The sequence below is a fragment of the Acinetobacter genomosp. 15BJ genome, from assembly GCF_000400715.1.
Classification (GTDB): Bacteria; Pseudomonadota; Gammaproteobacteria; order Pseudomonadales; family Moraxellaceae; genus Acinetobacter.
This window is the reverse complement of record NZ_KE007346.1, coordinates 458,764-478,295: the sequence shown is the minus strand read 5'-3', so window position 1 is coordinate 478,295 and position 19,532 is coordinate 458,764. Positions and strand designations below refer to the sequence as shown.

Annotated in this window: 14 protein-coding genes and 1 pseudogene; 4 read left to right on the top strand and 11 right to left on the bottom strand. The window is 39.4% G+C overall.

Annotation, left to right across the window (positions count from 1 at the left end; genetic code table 11):
• Nucleotides 1–2 precede the first annotated feature (2 nt).
• Nucleotides 3–986, bottom strand: a complete 984-nt coding sequence (epmA, locus tag F896_RS14450) for an EF-P lysine aminoacylase EpmA (protein ID WP_016162893.1) — start codon at nucleotides 984–986, stop codon at nucleotides 3–5.
• Nucleotides 983–2,050, bottom strand: a complete 1,068-nt coding sequence (locus F896_RS14455; RefSeq protein ID WP_016162892.1) for a 4-phosphoerythronate dehydrogenase — start codon at nucleotides 2,048–2,050, stop codon at nucleotides 983–985. The genes epmA and F896_RS14455 overlap by 4 nt, the downstream gene beginning before the upstream one ends.
• Nucleotides 2,051–2,240: 190 nt before the next feature.
• On the opposite strand from F896_RS14455, the gene F896_RS14460 reads away from it, so the two are divergent.
• Nucleotides 2,241–2,615: a diacylglycerol kinase gene (locus tag F896_RS14460; RefSeq protein ID WP_016162891.1), complete on the top strand. Its 375-nt coding sequence runs from the start codon at nucleotides 2,241–2,243 to the stop codon at nucleotides 2,613–2,615.
• A gap of 647 nt (nucleotides 2,616–3,262) precedes the next feature.
• Here the strand turns inward: F896_RS14460 and F896_RS14465 are convergent.
• The 6 genes from F896_RS14465 to F896_RS14490 form a co-directional block, all read right to left on the bottom strand.
• Nucleotides 3,263–3,769 (bottom strand): hypothetical protein, encoded by a 507-nt coding sequence (locus F896_RS14465; RefSeq protein WP_016162889.1) that lies wholly within the window; start codon nucleotides 3,767–3,769, stop codon nucleotides 3,263–3,265.
• 315 nt (nucleotides 3,770–4,084) lie between these two features.
• Nucleotides 4,085–5,719 carry a chaperonin GroEL gene (gene groL / locus F896_RS14470; protein ID WP_004801460.1) on the bottom strand — a complete coding sequence of 545 codons (1,635 nt, stop codon included), beginning with the start codon at nucleotides 5,717–5,719 and terminating at the stop codon, nucleotides 4,085–4,087.
• A gap of 58 nt (nucleotides 5,720–5,777) precedes the next feature.
• Nucleotides 5,778–6,068 carry a co-chaperone GroES gene (locus F896_RS14475; protein WP_004652030.1) on the bottom strand — a complete coding sequence of 97 codons (291 nt, stop codon included), beginning with the start codon at nucleotides 6,066–6,068 and terminating at the stop codon, nucleotides 5,778–5,780.
• 235 nt (nucleotides 6,069–6,303) lie between these two features.
• Nucleotides 6,304–7,884 carry a type I secretion C-terminal target domain-containing protein gene (locus F896_RS14480; protein WP_016162888.1) on the bottom strand — a complete coding sequence of 527 codons (1,581 nt, stop codon included), beginning with the start codon at nucleotides 7,882–7,884 and terminating at the stop codon, nucleotides 6,304–6,306.
• Nucleotides 7,885–8,057: 173 nt separating this feature from the next.
• Entirely contained in the window at nucleotides 8,058–8,819 is a 762-nt protein-coding gene (locus tag F896_RS14485; RefSeq protein ID WP_016162887.1) for a metallophosphoesterase family protein, read from the bottom strand.
• Entirely contained in the window at nucleotides 8,800–9,738 is a 939-nt protein-coding gene (locus tag F896_RS14490; RefSeq protein WP_016162886.1) for a diacylglycerol/lipid kinase family protein, read from the bottom strand. Before F896_RS14490 ends, F896_RS14485 begins: the two co-directional genes overlap by 20 nt.
• A gap of 397 nt (nucleotides 9,739–10,135) precedes the next feature.
• Between F896_RS14490 and F896_RS14495 the strand changes: the two genes are divergently transcribed.
• The 3 genes and pseudogenes from F896_RS14495 (at nucleotide 10,136) to F896_RS0119650 (ending at nucleotide 15,229) form a co-directional block, all read left to right on the top strand.
• Complete coding sequence (locus F896_RS14495; RefSeq protein ID WP_005296119.1) at nucleotides 10,136–11,965, top strand: phosphoenolpyruvate carboxykinase (GTP); 1,830 nt, start codon at nucleotides 10,136–10,138, stop codon at nucleotides 11,963–11,965.
• 225 nt (nucleotides 11,966–12,190) lie between these two features.
• Complete coding sequence (locus tag F896_RS14500) at nucleotides 12,191–12,898, top strand: hypothetical protein (RefSeq protein WP_016162885.1); 708 nt, start codon at nucleotides 12,191–12,193, stop codon at nucleotides 12,896–12,898.
• Between the two features lie 162 nt (nucleotides 12,899–13,060).
• Nucleotides 13,061–15,229, top strand: a pseudogene (locus tag F896_RS0119650) (TonB-dependent siderophore receptor).
• A gap of 52 nt (nucleotides 15,230–15,281) precedes the next feature.
• Here the strand turns inward: F896_RS0119650 and glpD are convergent.
• From glpD to glpK, 3 genes are all read right to left on the bottom strand, one after another.
• Nucleotides 15,282–16,802, bottom strand: a complete 1,521-nt coding sequence (gene glpD / locus F896_RS14505; protein ID WP_016162882.1) for a glycerol-3-phosphate dehydrogenase — start codon at nucleotides 16,800–16,802, stop codon at nucleotides 15,282–15,284.
• A gap of 261 nt (nucleotides 16,803–17,063) precedes the next feature.
• Nucleotides 17,064–17,822, bottom strand: a complete 759-nt coding sequence (locus tag F896_RS14510) for a DeoR family transcriptional regulator (RefSeq protein ID WP_004652022.1) — start codon at nucleotides 17,820–17,822, stop codon at nucleotides 17,064–17,066.
• Nucleotides 17,823–17,872: 50 nt separating this feature from the next.
• The gene (gene glpK / locus F896_RS14515; protein WP_005144845.1) at nucleotides 17,873–19,387 is read right to left on the bottom strand and encodes a glycerol kinase GlpK; all 1,515 of its coding nucleotides are present in this window, start codon (nucleotides 19,385–19,387) and stop codon (nucleotides 17,873–17,875) included.
• Between the last annotated feature and the right edge of the window lie 145 nt (nucleotides 19,388–19,532).

Genomic DNA, 19,532 nt, shown 5'->3' with positions numbered 1-19,532 from the left:
CCCTAGGCAATCTCTGCTGGGAATGCAATGACCTGATCAATTTTGAGTTGATTCATGGCAACCATGAGTAAACGATCAATACCCAAAGCAATACCAGAACATTCAGGCATATGGGGTAAAGCTGCCAATAAATACTGATCAGTTGGAATCACTGCTAAGCCCTGCTTCGCACGTTCAGCATTATCCGCCTCAAAACGTGATGCTAAAACCTCAGCATCTAATAACTCATCATAGGCATTGGCCAGCTCTAAACCTTCGATATACACCTCAAAACGAGCTGCAACGGATTCACCATCTTCATCCTGTTTCACTTTTGCCAATGATGCCATTTCAGGTGGGAAATCGGTCAAAAATACAGGTGCATCGAAGCCCAGACTAGGCTCGACAAAATGCGAAAATAATAAGTCCATATACGCTAGACGATCATCACCCAAATCAAGATTAAGCCCAACACGATTGGCTGTATCTTTGAGTTGTTTCACCGTCGCTTGCAAAGGATTAATATCCAAACGATCCTGAAAAGCATGCTTATAACTGAGAACAACTGGACGAATGTCACCAAAACGATGCACCAGACAGGTTTCTAGCAGATCCGCAGTCTCATGCATCAAGCCCTTTAAGTCTAATCCCGGTCGATACCATTCCAACATCGTAAATTCACTGTTGTGCTTACGCCCATGCTCATCATCACGGAAGACTTTGCAAATTTGATAGATTGCCCCACTGCCACTAGCCAATAAACGTTTCATTGGAAATTCAGGAGAGGTCTGTAAATACTGGGTATTTAATTTGCCGTGAATATGACGCTGTACTTGAACAGAAGCCAAATGTACATCAGTCACACCTGCCTGCGATAAAATCGGGGTTTCAACCTCAAGTACTTGCCGCTGAACAAAGAACTGACGAATCTTGCTGTACATCTCTGCACGCGCTTTTAAGGCATCAATTGAACAGGTCGGTTGGTAAGTTTTCATTGCTTGACTCATGCTTTTGGTCCACCGTGGGCAGCCCACTCACGGCGTAAAGGATAATTTTTTCGGAGTAGATCAAATGCTGTTTGCTCAACCTTGCCCGCTTGTACACAAGCACGGAGTTGCTGATCATCGGCAGCAATATCATAAATCTGAGTCAGATGTTGTTTCAGCGTAGCTTTTAAATCCTGCTGCCAGAAATATTGTTCCACCTGAGGCAATTGACTCTCAAAATGCTTCGAGGCTTCATAAGAGAATTTATCGCAAAAAGCTTGATAGATCATCTGTGTGCCTCTGGCCTTCCCTTCCAGACTATAACCCGCAATATGTGGCGTTGCTAAGGCCAATAAATCCAACAGTTGCTCAGAAATTTCTGGTTCAAACTCAAATACATCGAGAACGACTTGACGTTTAGTATCCAAAATATCTACCATTAATGCAGCCTGTTCAATCACAGGTCCACGCGCACTATTGATTAAAACAGCAGAGGGTTTCATAGCAGTCAAAGCAGCTGCATCAAATAAATGCTGCGTCGGGAAATCACCCGATAAGGTTAAAGGCACATGAATTGAAATGGCATCGGCACGTTTTAACAGCTCGTCAAAAGAGACATTTTCAATACCGCCTAATTGCACATAAGGATCATAGCCAATTACATTCCAACCAAGCAATTGTGCCATCACGGCAAGACGACTACCGACATTCCCTAAACCAACAATGGCTAAAGTGAAGGCTTTATTTTTTTCCAAAAGATTGATATCTAAATACAGTAACGCGGTAATCACATATTCTGCGACTGCTTGTGCATTACAACCTGCAGCATTACTCCACGTAATATGTTGTTGCTCTAAGGCTTGGATATCAAGGTGGTCTGTTCCAATGGTGGCACTGCCTACAAACTTAATTTTACTCTGATCAATTAAGGCATGGTTCACTTTAGTCACAGAGCGAACTAAAAGTGCATCGGCATCCTGTACATCCGCATGGGTTAAGGTACGCCCTGCTCGGTGCTGTATTTCTGCAAATTCCGCAAAGAAATAATCGGTAAATGCCAAATTTTCATCTGCGATAATTTTCATGCAGCGCTTTCCTTCAATAATTCTGTGCTTATTATCCTTAGCACAGCACAAATTGACAATTTATAAATGCAAGCTTTATAGAGATTAATGGCAGAAAGCTGCGGCTCATGCTACACGCATGCGACATATTGCCAATTTACTGCAACATCTTTGCTCTTATAATAAGCCTTTCTCTCATTCCTCGATCGTAATGACGCAATACTCTCCCTATAAAGGCAAAAGTGGCATTAAGCGGATTTTAAATGCCACAGGCTATTCAATCGCAGGATTTAAAGCCGCTTTTAGTCATGAAGCTGCCTTCCGACAAATCCTATTACTGAATGTGATCTTGATCCCGATGAGCTTCTTTGTACATGTGTCAGCCGTTGAACAGGCACTTATGGTTGCTGTCTGTTTATTGGCGATTATTGTAGAGCTGTTTAATTCGGCCATTGAAGCTGTAGTGGACCGCGTTTCGCTAGAAAAGAATCCGCTATCTAAGAATGCAAAAGATATGGGCAGTGCTGCGCAATTTGTTTCTTTGGCAATTATCTTTTTTACCTGGATGATTATTTTATTTCGTTAAATCCCCAAAATGGTCAATAAAAAAAACCCTGCATATGCAGTAATGCTAAACAGTTAAGGCTAAAACTTAAAAAAATGTAGTAAAAATGAGTGTACATAAATACGCTCATTTTTTATGAGTTTAGATTTCACGTTTCAACAAACAAATACATCCCTCTCAAATTTCTCTGAATTTATCAAGTTAAACTGGATCGAGCACTCTGTACAACAAACAGGTAAATACGTCGATTTGGTACAACGAATATTCATTTAGTTGGCGTATAAGTAATTTCGCCTGCAAAAAACCACCAGAAATAAGCACAAATCAAAAAAATAAAATAAAAAGTTACCCTCGCAGTGCAACTGCCAATATAACTACAAAACCACAAACCACTCTATTAACCTGTGACTTTATTATAGTTTTTTTATTTTTTAAATAAATTTAAAAAAGCAATACTTACTAGTAAGTTAATTTACATTAAAACAATCGAATAAAATAAGTTGTTAATAATATAATAAGCCCAATCGACAAAGGTCGTCTTAATGATTTTGGAGCAAAAATACTCCTAAGATAATAATGATAGGCGTAACAAAAATACTTATAACCTGAATCGTATTCAATTGATCAAACATATATTACTCCTATCACTACTCTTGTCATCTTCAAAATTATAGTTGCTTCCCACCATGATCAAGCAAAAGCTTTACAAGCTCATCTTGTTTATCATCAGCAATAGGAAGGAGATATATTTTTTTATTACCTTCAATCCCTACACAATTAAAATATTCTTTCTTAAAGCCATTCCAGTGTCCAATACTATACTTGTCTAAAACAAAATTAAATTCACTAAACTGAACGCTTTTAAACTCAAAGATATTAAGCACCAGAAAATTACCTTTAAAATAAAAATGAAATACAGTACGACTATAATATTTAAAAACCCTTCCAAATACATATAATAAACAGAGAAACCCAACAAAAACAGGATAAAGATAATACAATGAAATATTAAAATTAAAAACCATTACAACCCATCGATCAGAATCAAAAACCGCAGGTATCAGTATCCACAAACAGACCAGTGAAAAAATTAAAAAAATAAGTTCACCCTTTACAACCTTAATAAAAGCAGGATTTATAAAATGATCATATTTCGTTAACTCATAAGACTCCATTATTTTTTCTCCGCTTTTTCTTTTCCATCTTTTCTCTATTCCTAGACCAATTATTAGCGATATCAGTTAATGCTGTAGATGCAAATGATTCCCTACTCTCTCTGATCAATAAGATCCTCCAACGACTCCAAACACATCTGATTTTGTAATTAATTCAGGTCAACTATATGATCGAATTAATAGTGATCCATGAATTAAAAAGGTCACAAATAAAATTTGCGACCTTTTTGTAACAAACTCAAATGTGAGTAACATCGTGAGTAAGTTAAAAATTTATAGCTTAAATTATAATAATTTAAACTATATATGAGCAGTTTACATCATGCCGCCCATACCACCCATACCGCCCATATCTGGACCAGCTGGTTTATCTTCTGGGATATCAGTAATCATACATTCAGTCGTCAACATCAAACCAGCAACAGAAGCTGCATGTTCAAGTGCAGAACGCGTTACTTTAGCAGGGTCAAGAATACCCATCTCTAACATATCGCCATATTCACCAGTTGCAGCGTTATAACCGAAGTTACCTTCACCCGCTTTAACTGCATTGATTACAACTGAAGGCTCATCACCTGCGTTTGAAACGATTTGACGAAGTGGCGCTTCAATCGCACGACGTAAAATGTTGATACCTGCAGTTTGATCTTCGTTCGCGCCTTTTAAGCCATCCAAGACGTTTACAGCACGTACCAGTGCAACACCACCACCTGCAACAACACCTTCTTCTACTGCCGCACGAGTTGCGTGAAGAGCATCGTCAACACGATCTTTCTTCTCTTTCATTTCAACTTCAGTTGCTGCACCAATTTTAATAACTGCAACACCGCCAGCTAATTTAGCAACACGTTCTTGAAGTTTTTCTTTGTCGTATTCAGAAGTAGATTCTTCGATTTGCGCACGGATCTGTTGAACACGTTCAGCGATTTGTGCAGCATTACCAGCACCATCAACAATGACTGTATTTTCTTTAGATACAGTGATTTTGTGTGCAGTACCTAGATCTTGAAGAGAAGCTTGCTCTAAAGACATGCCTACTTCTTCAGAAATCACAGTCGCGCCAGTCAAGATCGCGATGTCTTGAAGCATTGCTTTACGACGGTCACCAAAACCAGGTGCTTTAACTGCACATACTTTGATAATACCGCGCATATTGTTCACAACAAGTGTTGCAAGCGCTTCGCCTTCAACATCTTCAGCGATAATAAGAAGTGGTTTACCCGTTTTAGCAACAGCTTCTAATACAGCGATCAATTCACGGATATTGCCGATTTTTTTATCAACAAGAAGGATGAACGGATTTTCAAGTTCAGCAGTTAAGGTATCTTGCTTGTTCGCGAAGTATGGAGAGATATAACCACGGTCGAACTGCATACCTTCTACAACGTCTAATGCGTCTTCGAAACCAGAACCTTCTTCTACAGTAATAACACCTTCTTTACCTACTTTTTCCATCGCTTGAGCGATAAGTTTACCAACAGTTGTATCAGAGTTCGCAGAGATTGAACCTACTTGTTCAATTGCTTTGAAATCATCAGCAGGTTTTGCATTGGTACGGATATTTTCAACAACAGTTTTCACTGCGATGTCGATACCACGTTTTAAATCCATTGGGTTCATACCTGCAGTTACAGATTTGATCCCTTCATTTAAGATTGCTTGAGCAAGTACAGTTGCAGTTGTTGTACCGTCACCCGCGATGTCATTTGTTTTAGAAGAAACTTCGCGAACAAGTTGAGCACCCATGTTTTCAAACTTGTCTTTTAAAGAAATTTCTTTCGCAACGGTTACACCATCTTTAGTGATGTGCGGTGCACCGAAAGAACGGTCGATGACAACGTTACGGCCTTTAGGGCCTAAAGTAACTTTTACTGCATCTGCAAGAGTGTTTACGCCTGCAATCATTTTTGAGCGAGCTGAATCACCAAATTTTACGTCTTTAGCTGACATGTGAAACTCCGAATCTTTTTAAATACTGTATCTGATTAATTTGTGAGTTATGTATCGATTAGCCTTCAAGTACAGCTAAGATATCTGACTCTTTCATGATCAAGAGCTCTTCACCGCTTACTTTTACTGTTGTACCTGCATAAGTACCGAACAATACTTTATCGCCAACTTTAACGTCTAAAGCGCGAACACCATTGTCAGTGATTTGACCATTACCTACTGCAATTACTTCACCTTGAGATGGTTTTTCAGCAGCAGAACCTGGAAGTAAAATACCACCAGCCGTTTTAGTTTCTTCTTCTACGCGACGAATCACAACACGATCATGTAATGGACGAATGTTGCTCATAGTTAACTCCATCAGACTTAGTCTTTTTGATTAATTCGTATCGCCAATTCATGGCAATACATAAAATTTTGATATGCCACTTTTGTGGGGTTAAAAAAAATAGCTTCAAGGGGAGAATTAAAAAAAACTCGACTTTTTTAGTATTTTTTCTTCAAACTGATTTTGATTGAACAAATTGTCTACAGCCAAGAAAAAGAGCTGTCATTGACAGCTCTTAGATTTTTATAAAAAACGTTTAAAAAATAATTTGGTGATTGCCCAATAATTCACTCAATGTTGTATTGACATTGTTGAGTAGCACTAACTGAACACTGTTCTCAGCAGACGCTTCACCATCTCGATCAATACTTACAATAGTATTTTCGCCTTCTTGATTGACATGAATGAATTTTTCCAGAGATGCAGTCGAGCCATCCCCAGTATAATCCGTCAATAATTGACTAAGATCAATTTTGTCTGCTTGCAAATCTGTCCAGACATTACCGACATGAAAATCTTGCCATCGATCAACAAGTCCATCACTATAATTCAATATGTTATAAATCACCGTATCTGAACCAGCACCCCCAATATAGTTATCATGACCACCACGGCCGTCCAGAATATTGTTTCCAACATTTCCAGTAATCACATTATCCAATCCATTACCTGTGGCATTGATATTTGCACTACCAACTAGCTCAAGATCTTCAATATAACGCCCGCATTCTAAATGTCTTTCTATACTTTCTGGGTCATTTACCCAGTCATAATTCCCCATCAGACTATAACTTACAGAACTCAAAACCTTATCATGCCCACCAAAGTCTACATCTCGGTAACCAGATTCGATTAGTTGATTTTCCCAATAACCACTGCTTATTAAAATATTTTCATAGCCACTCGTATCAATCCATTCCTTTTCATAATGGCTTGTATCGACCCATTGATCTTCGTAGTGACTTGTATCCACCCAGATTGTTTTTTGATAATGATTGGTCTCAACCCATTGTGACTCATAATAACTGGTATCAACCCAAACATTTTTTGATTCAGCCAAGGTTAGCTCATATCCAGCCTGCCAAACCTTTGTTTTTGCATCATAGTATTGTGTCAAATATTTATAATAGTCGCTGGTCGGTGAATGATCATCGACATAAATCACCCCTACTTGGTCTTTATAAATTTTTTGTGTTTCAAAATGACCTTGCTCAACTAAAACCTGTTCTGTATACCCTTCAACCACCTCTATCTGATCATAATATCCGCTTTCAACCCAAACAGATCCATTATGTCCGTCAACAATCAAATTTTCACGTTCATAACCACTTTCAACCCATTGTGACTCATAATAGCTGTTATCAACCCAGACCTTATCGAAGACTTCATAATATTGAATACTATACTCTTGTACAAAATCAGAAGGATGATTGACATAGTAAATATTATCAACATCACTCCCCTTAAATTGATCAATAGATAAATCATCTAATGCTTTTAAAAAGTGAACATCTAAAAAATTATGAACCTTTGATACGACCTTATATAGCGATTCATTTAAAAAACTAAAAAATTGATCTACATCATGAATCTTTGTAATGCTAGTTAAATTATTTTCAGCTCTCACTTTAGGGATTAAATTAAATAACCTTTCATTATCTCGTTCAACATTTACAATAGATTCTTTATCTTTATAAAATAAAACGCTGTTCTTGGCTTGATTTGTTGTGTAATCAGAAAAAGTTCCCTTATTCAAATTAAAAATTTCAGATGTCGTATGATCCTTTGGCTCCTGAGATTGACCTAAGACATCATACTGTCTTCGTATTGTTTTCATTTCCCCACCATTTATTAAATTAATTTTTATTTTCTTAAAACTTAAGAATATTGAATATATTTTAAAAGAAAAAAACTTTCAAACAAAAAAATAAATAAAATCAATTATTAAGAAAAGAAAAACTATTCTTTTATTTTAACCTAAGAAACTTCTCTTACGAACTATTTGACCAACTAAAGCAAGGAGGCCTTAAATGTATTTTCATGTTCATCAAACCAATAATGTTCAATCTTGCCATCATCCGAAATTACATTAAAACTATTGGTTAACCCAAAGCGTAATCTGTTTGAAACCGCTGTGCCTGCATGGATATCAAAGATTGGATGATCAAATCCCAATTGAAAAATTTGATTTAAATCATGTACAGCGACTTTATGTAAATGTCCGTGCAATAAACCAAACAACCCTGTTTCGCCCCAACGCTCTAAAGCGATTTTCCCTAGCACAGGACAATCTTTATCACCATGCTCATTTGGAAAGGTATAAAAGGGCTGATGAAAAACCACCAGTTTGATTTTATTAGATGGCGCTTTTTTTAACTGCTCATAAGCCTCATGAATTTGCTCAAGAGAAATATGCCCTCTTGTATGATATCGCCGACGAATACTATTCATCCCAACAATATAAAAATGCTCCGTTTCCAGCGTTGTTTCCAAACGCCCAAAGAATGCCTGATAACGAACAAAAGGAGAAAAGAAGCGATTCCAGACATGATACAGCGGAATATCGTGATTGCCTGGTACCACCAGATAAGGAAGATTAAGCGCATCTAGAAATTGTCGACATGCATAAAACTGCTTAAAGCGCGCGCGTTGGGTCAGATCACCACTCACGATCACAGCTTCAGGACGATGTTGCTGGCAAAATTGCTTGATTGCTTCAATACAAACGCCACGTTCCGTTCCAAAATGCAGATCAGACAGGTGTAATAACATTCGGAACCATCACTTTTAACGCTGACTTTTTCACTGAAAATTTTAATGGAGTTTGCATCTCCATAAGCTCTCCATCTACCGCAACTGTTAATTTTGGCTTTTTACAATCGACCTGTATATGTTCGGCACAAAATGAATACACATCGGAAGCCTGATCAATTTTTCCCTGAATCAACTTCCATAACATTTTTAATAGACTGAGACGATCACTTTTAGCGACTACGACCCCTGCAAGCTTTCCATTGACAGCACATTCGGCAATTCTTAATTTCATATCGCTGAGCTGTAATTGATTATTGCCAAAAAAAATCAACGGTGTAGCCACTGGATACTTTTGACCATCCACAGTCACTGCCAACTTTAAAGATTTAGATTCCCGTAGTAACACATCCAAACCCGATGTATAGGCATTTAAAGGAAAACGCCCAAGTCGCTGATTGTATAATTCACGTTTTTTTATAAATAAAGGATACAGCCCTAAACTGGCATTGTTGAGATAAATTTGATCATTTATTCCCGCAACGTGTACTGCCTGTATCTTACCTGTTGCAATTACTTCTGCCGCTTGTGCAACATCAATCGGGATATTCAACGCTCGTGCGACATAATTAAACGTACCCAGCGGTATAATTCCCATCGGAATATCGGTATGAATCAACTTCTTTGCAACGGCATTCAGCGTTCCATCTCCCCCAGCGGCAACAACCACACCACGTGAATCTGCCTGTTGATGCCGAGCAAATACAGCCTGCATCATTTCATCAAAATTAACCTGCTGATTTAATTCAAAAACCTGAATTTCAAACCCATATTGCGTCCAATACGTCATGAGGCGTTCATATTCATCATCTTGCTGCGTGGCATGAAAGCCTGATTTTTGATTATAAATAATAGATAAAGGCTGTAAATTTCGACTCATTCGCATCAACCTTGAGGCTTTAGATAAGCCTATTTTTGTTTACAAAATCAACAAATAAAAGCAAGTTTATGTAAATTTTGAATGAACATTATTCATATAATCAATAACAATTCTCAAAAAATTAAAAATAAATTAAAATATTGATTAACAAAGAAATTTATAAAAAAAATATTACATATAAAAAAACAAAATAATAAATCATAGAATAATAAAGTTATTAAAAAACAATATTATAATCACAAACCTACATTTCCCATCTTACACACCCACCTATTCTTTAGTCTTATATTTTTTATGATTTTATGCTTTAATACAGCCACTTTTTTTACTTCATCTGTCTCACTGCCATCCAGTGGATAGAATTTGTACGTCGTACACACTTTAAAAAGGCATCACCATGACCCAAGTGAACGCACCAGAATTCGTTCGTCACCCTAAGCTGATTGCATGGGTGGAAGAAATTGCAAAATTGACCAAACCAGCAAAAATCGAATGGTGTGACGGAAGCGAAGAAGAATATCAACGTCTCATGGACTTGATGATCGCTAACGGCACCATGCAAAAACTTAACCAAGAAAAACATCCTGGTTCTTATCTTGCAAATTCTGATCCTTCTGACGTTGCTCGTGTTGAAGACCGTACTTATATCTGCTCGCAAAATGAAGAAGATGCTGGCGCAACAAACAACTGGGTTGCTCCTGCAGAAATGCGCGAAAAATTAAATGGATTATTTGACGGTGCAATGGAAGGCCGTACCATGTATGTGGTTCCCTTCTCGATGGGTCCTTTAGGAAGCCACATTGCTCACATTGGTATCGAGTTAACAGATTCACCTTACGTTGCAGTCAGCATGACTAAAATGGCACGTATGGGTAAAGCAGTTTATGACGTGTTAGGTACAGATGGTGAGTTTATCCCATGCGTACACACTGTTGCTGCACCATTAAAAGATGGTCAAAAAGATGTTGCTTGGCCATGTAACAACGAAAAATATATCGTTCACTATCCAGAAACTCGTGAAATCTGGTCTTACGGTTCTGGTTACGGCGGTAATGCATTGCTTGGTAAAAAATGCCTAGCATTACGTATTGCTTCTGCAATGGGTCGCGAGCAAGGCTGGTTAGCTGAACACATGCTAATTTTAGGTGTAACTAACCCACAAGGTGAAAAACACTACATCGCAGCAGCATTCCCTTCTGCATGTGGTAAAACAAACTTTGCGATGTTAATTCCACCAGCAGGTTACGAAGGCTGGAAAATTGAAACTGTAGGTGACGATATTGCTTGGATCAAACCAGGTGAAGATGGTCGCTTGTATGCAATCAATCCAGAAGCTGGTTTCTTCGGTGTTGCGCCTGGTACAAATACCAAAACCAACCCGAACTGTATCGCAACGATGCATAAAGATGTGATTTATACCAACGTTGCAGTAACCAAAGATGGCGAAGTATGGTGGGAAGGTCTAACTAAAGAAGTTCCAGCTGACCTGATCACTTGGAAAGGCCAACCATACGTTGAAGGCGAAAAAGCAGCGCATCCAAACTCGCGCTTTACTGTTTCTGCTGGTCAATGTCCTTCGATTGACGCTGACTGGGAAAATCCAGCAGGCGTACCAATCTCTGCATTCATCTTCGGTGGTCGTCGTGCAGATACAGTGCCTTTAGTATCTGAAGCATTTGACTGGGTTGATGGTGTTTATAAAGCAGCAACGATGGGCTCTGAAACAACTGCAGCAGCGGTTGGTCAACAAGGTATCGTTCGTCGTGACCCATTCGCAATGCTTCCATTTGCGGGTTATAACATGGCTGACTACTTCGGTCACTGGTTACAACTTGGTCAAGAAGTTGGTGCAAAAGCTGAAGCTGCTGGTAATAAACTACCAAAAATCTTCAACGTAAACTGGTTCCGTCGTGATGCTGAAGGCAACTTCGTATGGCCTGGTTTCGGTCAAAACATGCGTGTTCTTGAATGGATCATTGATCGTTGTGAAGGCCGCGCTGAAGCGACTGAAACACCAATCGGTTATGTTCCAACTTACGAACAGTTGAACTGGACTGGTATTGATTTCTCTAAAGAGCAATTCAACACTGTTACAGCTCAAGATAAAGATCAATGGATCAAAGAACTTGAAAGCCACACTGAGTTATTCACTAAACTTGGTGCTCGCTTACCTCAAGCACTTAAAGATCGTCAAAATGAATTATTAGCAGCTGTTAAATCTGCTTAATCACCTTAGTTTCCCTCTTTAATAAAGAGAGATTCAGGGAGATTAAAAAAGGTCGCTACGGCGGCCTTTTTTGTCATCTTAAATTGCAAAACGATAATAAACTAACAGCCTGATAAGCAATTTTCATCCATCGAAGATGAACAAGTTAAGACTTTGATGTGCCAGCAAAAGTCAGTTAAAAAATATAAAGAGATCCGTATTTTATCGATTTAAACAGGAAAAGCTATGCAACAAGACATTACAATTGCACAAGATTTTTTAAAATTACTCCCAGACTCAGACACTGTTTTTGAAGCCAAAGACGCCTTTCTCGCAAAACATTTACTCCCCCTCATTTCGATTGACCTTACCCAGATCAATCCTGAATGGCAAGGTTGGATTCATTTAGTCAATCCAATTGAGCCTTATGAATGCTACATCGGCTCAGAAACTGCTGAGTTTTATAACGAATTTGCGCATGAAAATTGGTTTATTTTACAGCTGGATGAGCAGTCTCAATATCATTGGCTGGCTGATCAACACTATTTTATTTTAGAAAATAAAAGCCATCCTTCATACACTGAGGTTTTGACTCACAGTCAAGAAATGCATGAATATTTTCAACAGGTTAAACAACGCTTCTTAGAACAAAAAAGAGTGATTAGCACATCTGATGTCAATTATCAAAATGACAAACCCACCATTTTACTCAATCAACTGGGTGGCGATGCTGAATATGGTAACTGGTGCTACCCGATTGAAGAACAACTTCAATTGAAAAATATGGAACAAGATGACCATTATTTTGTACACATCTTTGACCAACAGCAACGACGTTATTATTTTATTGCCTCCGCATCCGGTTGGGAGTATTGCAATCATGGCGCCGACAACATCTTGATGTTTTACCAACCCGAAACTCGACGTGTCCTATTTACATTTGACTGGACATAACTGATCACAGGTCGCCACAGCGACCTTTTTTAATGCCCAATTTTCGAAAATTCCTATCAACCCTCCACCCCACACTAGGTATTCCCATTAAGCTTTGGACGAAATAAATTGCAAAGTTAACGAATATTAACAATAATTGTAATAATAATATTTCTCATTTACATGGTTGTAGGTATGAGTTCTTCTTCGCTGTTCAAACGCACTCCCCTTTTTCTAGCAATCTCCACATTAGTCAGTATCAGCTCATATAGTCATGCACTTGAGGAAGGTTCACAACAACTCCCAACCATCAAAGTTCAAGCCTCGCAAGATAGCAATGCCAGTGAAAAAACCAAAGCATATACCATTAAAAATAGTTCAAGCGCCACCAAACTCGATATTGAAGCCAAAGAAACCCCACAAACCATTAATGTGGTGACACGACAACAAATCGAAGATTTTGGCCTCACCAGTTCTAGAGATGTGCTCAACAACACCCCAGGTGTGACCGTTAACTCACTTGAAACTGAGCGTTCAGTGTATATGGCACGCGGTTTTGAAATTTCAAACATTTTGGTTGATGGAGTTGGTTTTCCATCAAGTGAATGGAATTATAACGATACCAATCCAGACAGCTATTTTTACGATCGCATTGAAGTCATTAAAGGTGCGGATGCACTGACCAATGCTTTTGGTGATCCAAGCGCAACCATTAACTATATCCGTAAACGCCCTACCAAAGAGTTTCAAGCCAATGCGGGATTAAGCTATGGCTCATGGGATACACAACGTTATGAGGCAGATGCCTCAGGTAGCCTATCACCAAACGGTGCTGTTCGCGGCCGCGTTTCTGGTTTTCAACAAACGGGGGATTCAAACTTAGACCGCTATAGTTCCGAGAAAAATGGCATTGCAGGAATTTTAGAAGCTGATCTTGGTGATAGCACTTTACTGACTGTGGGTGCCAGCCAAGAAAAAAATAAGCCCAATGCCAATAACTGAGGTGCTTTACCGTTGATGGATTCTACGGGTAAACAAATCAGCTATGATCGTTCCTATAACCCTAATCCAGATTGGACCTATTGGGATAATACCTCACGTAATGCATTTTTTGAGTTAAAACAAAAATTATCAGAAACTTGGTCTGCTAACCTAAGCTATAACTACAATGAGAAGGATCGTAAAAGCCAGCTGCTCTACTACTATGGCTATCCAAATGCGGATGGTTCAGGTATTTCCCTAACACCAAGCGGCTTTTTAGAAAATAATAAACTACATACTGCCGATTTAAATCTACAAGGCAAATTTGACCTGTTCAATCGAGAGCATGAAGCAATCATCGGCTATACTTTCTCAAACAGCCATCAAAATGACCATGCAAAAAACGGGACCTTGCATGATAGTAATATTAACTATGCCAATAATGTCCCTTACACCACAGATTGGGCAAGCTGGACCCCCAACAATGTCACTTGGTCTGATTTTTCTCAGACCGCAGACTATACACAACGCAACCAATCGGTTTATGCAGCAACACGCCTTCACCTTAACGATGATCTAAAAGTTACCTTGGGGGCAAACTATGTAAAAGCCAAAAGCGAAGGTACAAGTTACGATGCGCCAATGGTTTATGATGAAAGTAAAGTCTCCCCTTATGCAGGTATTACCTACAACTTCACCCCTGAATATACTGGTTATATGAGTTATACCTCGATTTTCCGACCGCAAACTGCAGTCGATGAAAAAACAGGAAAAGTTGCCGACCCAATTAAAGGTAAAAGCTATGAGCTCGGCTTTAAGAGTTCGTGGTTAGATAATAAACTCACTGGAACACTGGCTGTTTTTAGAACAGAGGAAAATAATTACCCGCTACGCCCAACAGATAGCCATCCTCTCAACCGTACTTCAGCTATCAGTGATTTACGCTCACAAGGCGTAGAAGTTGGTTTGGCTGGACAATTAACAGATCAGGTCAATGTTTCACTCGGTTATACCCAGTTTAGCTTGCAAGATTTAAAAAATGGCGGTGCTGCAAGAACCTATAACCCAACGCAAAGCTTCAATCTACTCACCACCTACTCTCCTACACAATTGCCAAAACTGAAAGTAGGTGCAGGTGTGAAATGGCAAAGTAAGATCACCCGTTTTGACCCAAGCTTTAATACTTATCTCAAACAAAGTGATTATGCACTGCTCAATTTGATGGCAAGCTATGACCTTAGTCCAAACCTCAGTATTCAGGCCAATGCCAATAACGTGACTGATAAAAAATATTTAAACAGCTTTACCGATGGACAAGCCTTCTACGGAGCACCTGCAAATTACACCGTTGCATTCCGCTTCAAGTACTGATTAAAACCCATTAAAAAAGCCCCTTAAAAAGGGGCTTTTTTATTGAGAGCTTTTAAGCAGCAACTGTGGTATTTGGTTTATTTGCTAAATACACATCTAAGCTTTCGATTTCGCTTGGCGCAAAATTAAGACCTAGCTTTGAACGTCTCCATAAAATATCTTGGCTGGTCGTTACCCACTCAAAGCGGCATAAATAATCCACTTCTTTCGCATACAAACCTTGACCAAAATGCTGACCTAACTGCTCAACCGAAGTTGCTTCACCCAAGATATTCCAAATACGTGAACCATAAGCAGATGCCCAACGTTTTGCCAAAGACTCTGAAGCATCGGTTATTTGCGCACGAATTTCGTTTGCCAACTGTTCAGCTGATGCCATGTTTTCACCACCAGGTAAAGCCTCAGTTGCTGTCCAACTACCCTTCATTTCAGGGAAAAACGCTTTTAACTGCTGCATAGCTGACTCAGCCAACTTACGATATGTGGTTAACTTACCGCCAAAAACTGAAAGTAAAGGTGCCTGATCTTCCGATTCTTGAGATAAAGCCAACGTATAGTCACGGGTAATTGCCGACGGATTATCCGATTCATCGTCACATAATGGACGTACACCAGCAAAAGTTGAAATAATATCAGCTTGGGTTAACTGATTTTTGAAGTGTGCATTGCTGACTTCAATCAGGTAAGCAATTTCTTCTTGAGTGATTTTCACTTGTGCTGGATCACCTTGATATTCACGATCCGTAGTTCCAATCATGGTGTATTGATCCAAATATGGAATCGCGAACACAATACGACGGTCATCATTCTGCATGATAAATGCCTTATCACCTTCATAAAGCTTAGGCACAATGATATGACTACCTTGAATCAAACGAATACCATACGGCGATTTGAGCTGTAAATCTTGCTTAATGAATTGTGCAACCCAAGGACCAGCAGCATTCACTAAAGCCTTGGCTTTAATCTGGAATTGACCTTTTTCATTTTCCAAATCCACAACCCAATATTGCCCTTCGCGCTGTGCTGATAGGCAACGGGTGCGCGTTACAATGTCAGCCCCTTTTTCACGGGCATGCATGGCATTCAACACCACCAAGCGAGAGTCATCTACCGCACAGTCTGAATATTCAAAACCACGAGTAATTGCAGCATTTAATGGGCTGTCTTCTTTAAAATAAACGTTATTCGAACCCAATAACTTTTCACGTTTGCCCAAGTGATCGTAAAAGAATAAACCTGTACGAATCAACCATGCTGGGCGCAGATGTGGGCGATGCGGCATGATAAAACGCATTGGACGGATAATGTGTGGTGCTTTTGCCAACAATACTTCACGTTCAGCCAGCGCTTCGCGTACTAAGCGAAACTCTTTATGTTCAAGGTAACGTAAACCACCATGAATCAACTTACTGCTTGCAGAAGAGGTATGGCTGGCCAAATCATCTTTTTCACATAGGAATACAGATAAGCCACGACCCGAAGCATCTGCTGCGATACCAACACCGTTGATACCACCACCAATGACAGCAAGGTCATAAATTTTGTCGTTTGACTGAGGAGAAGTTTGCATAAATCACCGCAAATTTTCATTATTGTTCAATAACGAACATTTAAACATGTAAAATGAAAACAAACAATAAAAACTCGTCAAAAAAATGCCAATTTATAGACATTTTTAGATAAATGGTCAAAATCGAAAATGTATAGTTGAAAAAGAGGATCTTCTGGCAATACAAAGACTGCTCATCGTTACAGCATTATTCTTATTTAAATATTCTTGAGTCAAATAATCTCAACTCAAGAAAATTAACAATTTTTCGGAAATGAAGATTTATTGGGCAACAATTAGCCCAACATCTAAATCTCGAATGGTTTTCATAAATTCATCATTCGGCTGTTGATCTGTAAAAATACAATCAACTTGCTTAAGCGAACCCAAACGAATCATCGCATTACGACCAAACTTACTACTATCCGCCGCAAGGAACACTTGTCGGGCACTCGATACAATTTCCTGAGAGACACACACTTCTTGGAAATCAAAATCCAGCAGAGTGCCATCTTCTTCAATTCCACTAATGCCGACTAAAGCATAATCCGCTTTAAACTGTTTAAAGAAGTCTGCCGTCGCCTGACCAATCACGCCACCATCTGGACGCACACGCCCACTGGCAATCAAAACTTCAAAATCTTCTTTGGTACTGAGAATTTTCGCCACATTGAGATTATTGGTAATGATCCGCAAACCCGTATGATTCAATAATGCATGCGCGATTGCTTCAGTTGTGGTCCCAATATTAATAAATAAAGAGGCATAATCAGGAACAGCAGCAGCCACAGCAGCTGCAATCGTTCTTTTTTGTTCCAACATATGGCCAACACGCATCGTATATTCAGTGTTTTCCACACTTGAATCATGCGCTGCACCACCGTGATAACGTCTCAACAACCCCTCATCCGCCAATTGATTAATATCACGACGGATGGTTTGCGGGGTAACATCAAAATGTTGAGCAAGTTCTTCAATACTGATATAGCCACGCTCTCTCACTAGTTCGAGGGTTTTTTGTTGGCGTAGTATCAAGCTCATGCTCATCCATCCTATGTTGTTTTAAGTCATACTAAACGGTCTATTTTAGCTTAGTCTTCCGCCCAATCACGAGTGCGTCCGACTGCTTTTAACCAACCTTTGTAGAGTTTTTCAGTCACATCCTGACTACACTCTGGCACAAAGGTATTTTCGATGGTCATTCTACTCTTCAATTCGTTTAAATCCGACCAGAAACCGACAGCCAAACCAGCCAAGAATGCTGCACCCATGCCCGTTGTTTCTTTCATCGCAGGACGTTCTACTGAAGTCCCCATGATATCGGCTTGGAATTGCATCAAGAAATTATTGGCAGTTACACCACCATCGACACGTAAGGTACGCAATTTCTCACCCGAGTCTTGCTGCATAGCATCCAAAACATCACGGGTTTGGTAAGCAATCGATTCCAATGTGGCACGAATAATATGTTCGATACTTACACCACGGGTAATCCCCAAGATCGCACCGCGTGCTGTTGGATCCCAATATGGCGCACCTAAGCCTGTAAATGCAGGCACCACATAGACACCGTTACTGTCTTTTACTTTGGTTGCATAGTATTCAGAATCATGTGAATCATTGATCGCCTTAAGTTCATCACGCAACCATTGCACACATGAACCACCATTGAACACCGCACCTTCCAATGCATAGTTCACTTCACCACGTGGACCACATGCAATCGTGGTCAATAAACCATGATCAGATTGCACAATTCGCTTGCCTGTATTCATGAGCAAGAAGCAACCTGTACCATAGGTATTTTTTGCCTGACCCGCTTCAACACACATTTGTCCAAACAATGCGGCTTGTTGATCTCCTGCAATACCTGCAATTGGGATCCCAATTTCTTGACCACTAATGGTATGTGTATAACCATAGACTTCAGAAGAACCACGAACTTCAGGCAACATCGCTTTAGGAATGTTTAAAGCTTCAAGCAGTTTATCGTCCCATTCAAGCGTTTCGATGTTGAATAACATGGTGCGAGATGCATTGGTATAGTCAGTCACATGAACTTGGCCATTGGTCAATTTCCAAAGCAACCATGTATCGATGGTACCAAATAAAAGCTCGCCACGTTCTGCACGTTCACGACTACCTTCAACGCGATCCAGAATCCACTTAATTTTAGTCGCAGAGAAATACGGATCAAGAACCAGACCAGTCACTTTATGAACGTAATCTTGCCAACCATCTTGACGCAGCTGATTACAAATCTCATTGCTTTGGCGACTTTGCCATACAATTGCATTGTAAATAGGTTTACCTGTCTTTTTATCCCAGATGACAGTGGTTTCACGCTGATTGGTGATTCCAATCGCTGCGATTTGCTCGCTAGAAATACTTGCTTGCGCTAAAGCTTCGACCCATACGGCACTTTGCGTCGCCCAGATTTCCATTGGATCATGTTCAACCCAACCCGGTTGTGGGTAAATTTGCGTAAATTCACGCTGAGCAATACTGATGACATTCGCATCGTGATCCAATACGATCGCACGTGAACTGGTTGTACCTTGGTCAAATGCAACCACGTATTTCTTTTGACTATCTGTAGAGATCATGACATACCTATCCAGACTTGCTTATGTATAGTGCAATAAATTAAATGCCCGTTAAAAAACGGGCTCAAATACTACAAAAAAGCAATGACTTCTGTATTAAATAAAAAACTTGGCAGATTATATGCAAAATTGTTCGAAAACGAAA